The following is a 7,500-nucleotide window of genomic DNA, read 5'->3' as shown; positions in this document are numbered from 1 at the left end:
ATTTTTAAACCTTCTAAGATATGTGCTCTAGCCTCTGCCTTGTTTAAATCAAATATAGTTCTTCTTGTTATAACTTCTTTTTGAAATTCTACATAATTTTCTAGTATTTGCTTTAAATTTAAAACCTTTGGCTCATTATTAACTAATGCTAACATAATAATGCCAAATGTATCTTGAAGCTTTGTGTGCTTATATAATAAATTCAATACTACACTTGGATTAGCATCTCTTTTAAGCTCAATTACGATTCTCATACCGTCTCTGTCTGATTCGTCTCTCAAATCAGAGATTCCAGTAATCTTTTTATCTTTTACTAAATCAGCAATATTTTCTACAAGTTTTGCCTTATTTACTTGATATGGTATCTCAGTAACGATTATTGAGTGTCTTCCATTTTCTTCCTCTATCTCAGCATTCGCTCTTACTATTATCTTTCCCTTACCAGTTTCATATGCAGCCCTAATTCCTGCTTTCCCCATAATGGTAGCCCCTGTAGGAAAATCCGGTCCTGTAATTTTAGTCATAAGTTCCAAAACTGTGCTTTCAGGATTATCTATAAGCATAATAGTCCCATCAATTATTTCAGCCAAATTGTGTGGCGGAATATTAGTTGCCATGCCGACTGCAATTCCTGATGAACCATTTACCAAGAGATTAGGAAATCTTGATGGTAATACTACTGGCTCTTGCTCTTCACCATCAAAGTTAGGCATAAAATCAACTGTGTTCTTATTAATATCTCTTAACATTTCAACTGCTATTTTATTCATTTTTGCTTCTGTATATCTCATAGCAGCTGCACTGTCACCATCAACTGATCCAAAATTTCCATGTCCATCAACTAGCATATATCTCATTGAAAAATCTTGAGCCATTCTAACTAATGCATCATAAACTGAACTATCACCATGTGGATGATATTTACCTAAAACATCTCCAACTATTCTTGCACACTTTCTATATCCCTTTTCAGGAGTTAACCCCAATTCTTGCAACGAATATAATATCCTTCTATGAACAGGTTTTAGTCCGTCTCTTACATCTGGCAATGCACGACCAACTATAACACTCATTGCATAATCTATATAACATTTCTTCATTTCGTGTTTAATATCTACTGGTATAACTTTTCCTTCATTAAAATCCATGTACTTCACCTCGTATTTCAGTACTAAATATCTAAATTAACAACATTTCTAGCATTTTGTTGTATAAATTCTTTTCTTGGCTCAACTTTTTCCCCCATCAATATGGTGAAAATTTCATCAGCAGCCATAGCGTCTTCTATATTTACTTTTAATAAAATTCTCTTTTCTGGATCCATAGTTGTATCCCACAATTGAGATGCATTCATTTCTCCAAGACCTTTATATCTTTGAATATCAGTTGAATTATCTTTTCCACCTAGCTCAGATAAAACATTTTCTAATTCAGGATCACTATATGCATAATAATCTTTTTTACCTTTACTAACTTTATATAATGGTGGTTGCGCTATGTATACATGCCCATCATCTATTAAATTCCTCATATATCTATAAAAAAATGTTAGTAATAATGTTCTAATATGAGCGCCATCAACATCGGCATCTGTCATAATTATAATTCTATTATATCTAATCTTCTCAACATCAAAATCATTTCCTATGCCTGCTCCAAATGCAGTAATCATTGACCTAATAGTATCTGCATTTAATATTCTATCTAATCTTTGTTTTTCAACATTTAATATTTTACCTCTTAAAGGTAAAATGGCTTGGAATTTTCTATTTCTTCCCTGCTTTGCAGATCCCCCTGCCGAATCCCCTTCGACTATATAAATTTCACACTCTCTTGGATCTTTAGATGAACAATCTGCTAACTTTCCAGGCAATGTAGATCTTTCTAAGACTGATTTTCTTGTCAATTCTCTCGCTTTTCTAGCCGCATCTCTAGCTCTAGCAGCCATTAGAGCCTTATCAACAATCATTTTACCTATGTTAGGATTTTCCTCAAGGAATATACCTATATTTTCACCAACAATTGAGTCTACAATTCCTCTTACTTCGCTATTTCCTAGCTTAGTTTTTGTTTGCCCCTCAAATTGTGGCTCTTCAATTTTTATAGATATTACTCCAGTCAGCCCTTCCCTTATATCATCACCAGTAAAATTCTTGTCATTCTCTTTTATATGCCCAAATTTTTTTGCATAATCGTTAAATACTCTAGTTAGTGCAGTTTTAAATCCAACTAGATGCGTTCCGCCTTCAACTGTATCAATATTGTTTGCAAAAGAAAATATATTTTCAGTATAACCGTCATTATATTGAAGCGCTACTTCCACCGATATGTTATCTTTCACCCCTTCAATATATATAGGTTCTTCATGAAGTGGGACTTTATTCCTATTTAAGTAGCTAACAAATGATTTAATTCCACCCTCGTAATGGAAAACTTCTTCTTTTTCATCTCTTTTATCTACTAACCTTATATATATTCCTTTATTTAAGAATGCTAGTTCTCTTAATCTTTGAGATAAAACTTCAAAATCAAACACTATTTCATCAAATATTTCTGCATCAGGCTTAAAATATGTCTGTGTTCCAGTCTGATCACTGTCCCCTACTTTTGTAAGTTCGTTTAGAACCTTTCCCTTACTATATTTCTGTTGCCATATATGTCCATCTCTCTTAACTGTGACAGTACATTCTTCCGAAAGAGCATTAACTACAGATGCACCAACTCCGTGTAATCCACCTGAAACCTTATATCCTCCTCCTCCAAATTTACCACCTGCGTGTAATATTGTCATTATAACTTCAACAGTTGATTTTCCCATCTTAGGATGTATTCCTACAGGCATCCCTCTACCATCGTCATTTACTGTAATCGAATTATCCTCATTAATGTATACTTCTATTTTATTACAATATCCTGCTAAAGCCTCATCAATGCTATTATCTACGATTTCATATACTAAATGATGAAGGCCTCTTGAACTAGTGCTTCCAATATACATTCCTGGTCTTTTTCTTACTGCTTCTAATCCTTCAAGAACTTGTATCTGATTTTCATCATATTTTTTGTTATTTTGTTCCAAATCAGACTCCTCCTAAACTTAATAAGTATTATTAAAATTTTTAATTTTATAGAATTAAGAACTATATTCTATATCTGTCCTTTTTGTTAATGTAGTTGATGATATTGGTGATAAATATATTTTACTCTTATTATCTACTTCCGCTATTATAAACGACTTTGGTTTTTCTTCTGTTATTCTTTCTACAAATCCGTCTTCTTCTGCTAGCCTTAAAAATTGTATTGTATCAGAGCTATACATCGTATTTTGAAGATCGAATATTCCAATAATGTCTTTAATGGGAACTACTACATTTTCACCTAAATGCAAAAACATTATATATTCCTCCCTTGATTTAAAATTTGTCCGTTTGATACATTAAATATTTTGACTTTATCATCTAAATAATCATTTAAATCCTCAATTCCAGCACATGTTATTATAGTTTGTATATCCTTTATTGATCTTAATATATATTTTTTCCTATTTACATCAAGCTCCGATAAAACATCATCTAACAATAATACTGGATATTCACCTGTAATCTCTCTAATGATTTTTAAAGATGCAAATTTCATAGTTAAAATAGATGTTCTTTGTTGTCCTTGAGATCCGAAAACCTTAGTATCAATATTATTTATAAATACGCTAAAATCATCTCTATGAGGTCCCACAGACGTTAACCCCTTTTCCCTATCTTTTTCAATATTATCTTTTAGTTTTTTTAAATAATTATCTTTAAATTCTCCATTTTCTAGATTAACAGTACAATTATATTTAAAGTTTATTATTTCTTTTCCAGATGTAATTTCTTTATGAATTATATCACCGTAAAAATTTATCTTATTTATATATTCTAACCTTTTTGAAATAATATAATCAGCATATTTACTCAATTGTATATCATATACATCTAAAACATCTTCACTAAATGACCTGCTCTTTAATAAAGTGTTTCTTTCGCCTAGAACTTTATTATATTGTACTAGATTGAAGTAATAATTTGGATTTACCTGAGATAATTCCATATCTAATAGTCTTCTTCTTAAACTTGGTGCTTCTTTTATAACTTTTAAATCTTCTGGAGAAAACATTACTACATTAAAAATTCCAAATAGTTCACCTATCTTATTTACTTTTATATTATTTACTTTTATAGCTTTCTTACCATCTCTGAGTATATTTATATCAATCTTTTTATCTAATCTATTTTTCCCTATAAGTAAGCTTATGTAGGCTGTACTATTTTCCCAATTTATTAATTCTTTATCTTTTGATGTTCTGTGTGATTTTGCAAAAGCACAATAATATACTGATTCTAAAATATTTGTTTTTCCTTGAGCATTATCTCCCACAAACACATTAACATTTTTAGTCAATTCTACGCTTAATTTTTTATAATTCCTATAATTAAGCAAATTTATATTTTTAACATACATAAAAATACACCTATAATAATTATATCATAAATAATCAAATAACTATCTCTATATTATTTCAAAATCTGAACCATCGAAGTTTACTACATCTCCACTTCTTAACTTCTTACCTCTTTGAGTACAAACTTCTCCATTAACCTTTATCATTCCATCTTGCACATAGATCTTAGCTTCTGAACCTGAGCTAGCAATAGATGCCCATTTTAAAAAAGCATCTAATTTTATAATTTCAGTATCAATTTTTATTTTATTCATTTTCGTTATATAAATATTAAAATAATATTTATCCTCCTATCTCATTAGTCTTACTGGCAAAACTAAATATTTTGCATTTTCATTACTATTTTCTTCAATAACACATGGGCTTATACCAGATGTCATTTTCATAACAACTTCATTATCCTCCATGTTCTTTAAAACATCTAGCAGATATTTTGAGTTAAATGCAATTTCTATTTCATCTCCTTGCAATTTTATCGAAATTTCATCTCTTACCTTTCCCAATTGAGAATTAGAAGTTATTACTAAGTTATCTTGATGTAAATCTAATTTTATTAAATTGGTATTTCCATCCTTAGCCATTAGAGATGCTCTTTCTATTGCATTTTGTAGTTCTTGTCTATTAACATTTACAAATAGTTTGTGTTCTTGTGGTAATAATGATTTATAATTTATGAACTTACCTTCTAATAATCTAGATATTATTTTAGTTCTTTTTAAATTAAATAATATATGGTTATTAGTAAATGTTATATCCACAATCTCATCTATATCTTCTAGTATCTTTGATACTTCATTTAATGTTTTTCCTGGAATTACAACTTCTATGTCAATATCCGTATCTAAAAATTCACTTTTTATAGCTAGTCTATATCCATCTAGAGCAACTAAGTTTAAGTTTTTATTTCTCACTTCGAATAATATTCCTTGAAGAATAGGTCTTGTTTCATCTTGAGCTATAGCAAAAGAAGTCCCCTTTATCATATTTTTTAATATATTTTGATTTACTGATATTTTTAAATTCTCATTAATTTCAGGTAACTCTGGAAATTCATTTGTGTTCATATACACTACATCAAATATGGATTTTTCACAAGTTATTTTTATTAGTTGATTTTCCATAGTTTCTATTCTTATAGTTGAATTAGGTAGTTTTCTTATTATTTCTCCAAATATTTTAGCATCAATAACTATACTTCCTTCTTCCATAATAGTTGCATCAACTAATGTTTGAATACTAACATCCATATCTGAACCTATAAGAGTTATTGTTGAATTATTTGCATTTATATAAATACCTTCCAATATAGGCATTGTTGATTTACCTGTTATGGCTTTTTGCACTATTGATATACCTTCTAATATTTTTTGTTTTTCACATGTAAAGATCATTGAAAATCCTCCTTATTTTATTCACAAGAATTAAAGATGATAATTAGTAGTTAGATAAATATTTTTATAGTAATAATAGTAGTAGGGGCTGTTAATTTGTTGATAACTAGTATAATCCCTGTAATATCAACAAAATTTAGTTCAAAAATATTGTGGATAAATCAGTAACAAAACAGACTGGTTATCCACAAGTATAAGTGTAATATAACTAAAAAAATATTATCCACAAGTTATTATGTACTTATTATACAGCTCTGTGGATTAATTCTGAGTCAATTTCTTTGTAATGTCGTTAACAGTATTTTGTAATGAATCATCAGTTTTGAGATTCTCAGATATTTTCTCATAAGCATGTATTACTGTAGTATGATCTCTTCCTCCAAATTCTTCTCCAATTTTAGGTAAAGACATATCTGTCAGTTTTCTACTTAAATACATTGCTATTTGCCTTGGGTAAGCAACATTTCTAGTTCGTCTTTGAGATTTTAAATCTTCAACACGCAAATTAAAGTAACTAGAAACTACATCTTGTATTAAGTCAATAGTCACGTGCTTTCCTTGCTTTTTAGATATTATATCTTTTAATGCTTCTGTAGCTAAATCTACAGTAACTTCTCTGTTAGTTAATGAGGAGTAAGCAATTATTCTTATTAGTGCGCCTTCAAGTTCCCTTATATTAGATTTAATTTTAGTAGCAATGTATCCCATAACTTCATTTGCTACATTTAGATTTTCAACGTCAGCTTTCTTTTTTAGTATAGCCATTCTAGTTTCGAAATCAGGAACTTGAATATCTGCTATTAAGCCCCATTCAAATCTAGATCTAAGCCTATCTTCTAATGTTGGAATTTCTTTTGGCGGTCTATCTGAAGATAATATAATTTGTTTATTCGCATCATGTAACGCATTAAATGTATGAAAGAATTCTTCTTGAGTACGCTCTTTTCCGGCTATAAATTGTATATCATCTATAAGTAAGATATCAACATTCCTATATTTATTTCTGAATTCTTCATTCTTATCATCTTTTATAGCGTTTATTAATTCATTGGTAAATTTTTCAGATGAGACATACACAACTTTAGCATTAGGATTACCATCTAAGATGTAATGACCGATAGCATGCATTAAGTGAGTCTTTCCAAGGCCGACTCCACCATATATGAATAACGGGTTATATGCTTTTGCTGGTGATTCTGCAACTGCCAAAGATGCAGCATGAGCAAATCTATTACTATTACCTATTACAAAAGAATTAAAAGTATATTTTGGATTTAATGTAGACGACATTTCATCATTAACTACAATAGCTTTTGGTTTCTGATTTGAAGAATTCTTAATTTCTTCTTTTTCATAGATTTCAGACATTATAATAAATTCAATTGTATATAATTTTGAACATACTGCTTTTATGGAGTTTGCAACTAAATCTTTATATCTTTTATCTAAAATATCTTGAGTAAAGGAATTTGGAACGCTTATCTTTAGAGTATTAGAAGAAATAGACAGAGGTTCGCAGCTTTTAATCCAAGTATTAAAACTAACTTCACTTAGCTCACTTTTTATAATATCTAAGGTTTTATCCCATAAATTTTTAAGATCGGCATCCAT

General features: G+C 29.4%; 7 protein-coding genes (1 of these 7 only partly in view). All 7 read right to left on the bottom strand.

Translation table 11 applies throughout. From position 1 onward, the window contains the following. On the bottom strand, positions 1-1,148 hold the start of the coding sequence (gene gyrA, locus PZA12_RS00035; RefSeq protein WP_078117632.1) for a DNA gyrase subunit A. Its footprint begins 1,333 nt before the window's first position; only the first 1,148 of its 2,481 coding nucleotides appear in the window; it begins with the start codon at positions 1,146-1,148; the stop codon falls past the left edge of the window. 23 nt (positions 1,149-1,171) lie between these two features. Further along, positions 1,172-3,079, bottom strand: a complete 1,908-nt coding sequence (gene gyrB / locus PZA12_RS00030; RefSeq protein ID WP_078117631.1) for a DNA topoisomerase (ATP-hydrolyzing) subunit B — start codon at positions 3,077-3,079, stop codon at positions 1,172-1,174. Between the two features lie 54 nt (positions 3,080-3,133). Then, positions 3,134-3,394, bottom strand: a complete 261-nt coding sequence (remB, locus tag PZA12_RS00025; protein WP_011967370.1) for an extracellular matrix regulator RemB — start codon at positions 3,392-3,394, stop codon at positions 3,134-3,136. Next, positions 3,394-4,497, bottom strand: coding sequence for a DNA replication/repair protein RecF (recF, locus tag PZA12_RS00020; protein WP_078117630.1), 1,104 nt, complete (start codon positions 4,495-4,497; stop codon positions 3,394-3,396). Before recF ends, remB begins: the two co-directional genes overlap by 1 nt. 48 nt (positions 4,498-4,545) lie before the next feature. Beyond that, positions 4,546-4,752 carry a S4 domain-containing protein YaaA gene (gene yaaA / locus PZA12_RS00015; protein ID WP_077840264.1) on the bottom strand — a complete coding sequence of 69 codons (207 nt, stop codon included), beginning with the start codon at positions 4,750-4,752 and terminating at the stop codon, positions 4,546-4,548. Positions 4,753-4,788: 36 nt separating this feature from the next. Next, positions 4,789-5,889 (bottom strand): DNA polymerase III subunit beta, encoded by a 1,101-nt coding sequence (gene dnaN / locus PZA12_RS00010; protein ID WP_077845251.1) that lies wholly within the window; start codon positions 5,887-5,889, stop codon positions 4,789-4,791. Positions 5,890-6,150: 261 nt separating this feature from the next. Beyond that, positions 6,151-7,500: a chromosomal replication initiator protein DnaA gene (dnaA, locus tag PZA12_RS00005; protein WP_077840259.1), complete on the bottom strand. Its 1,350-nt coding sequence runs from the start codon at positions 7,498-7,500 to the stop codon at positions 6,151-6,153.

This window comes from Clostridium beijerinckii (assembly GCF_036699995.1).
GTDB lineage: Bacteria > Bacillota > Clostridia > Clostridiales > Clostridiaceae > Clostridium > Clostridium helianthi.
This window is presented reverse-complemented; position numbering and strand designations above follow the sequence as displayed.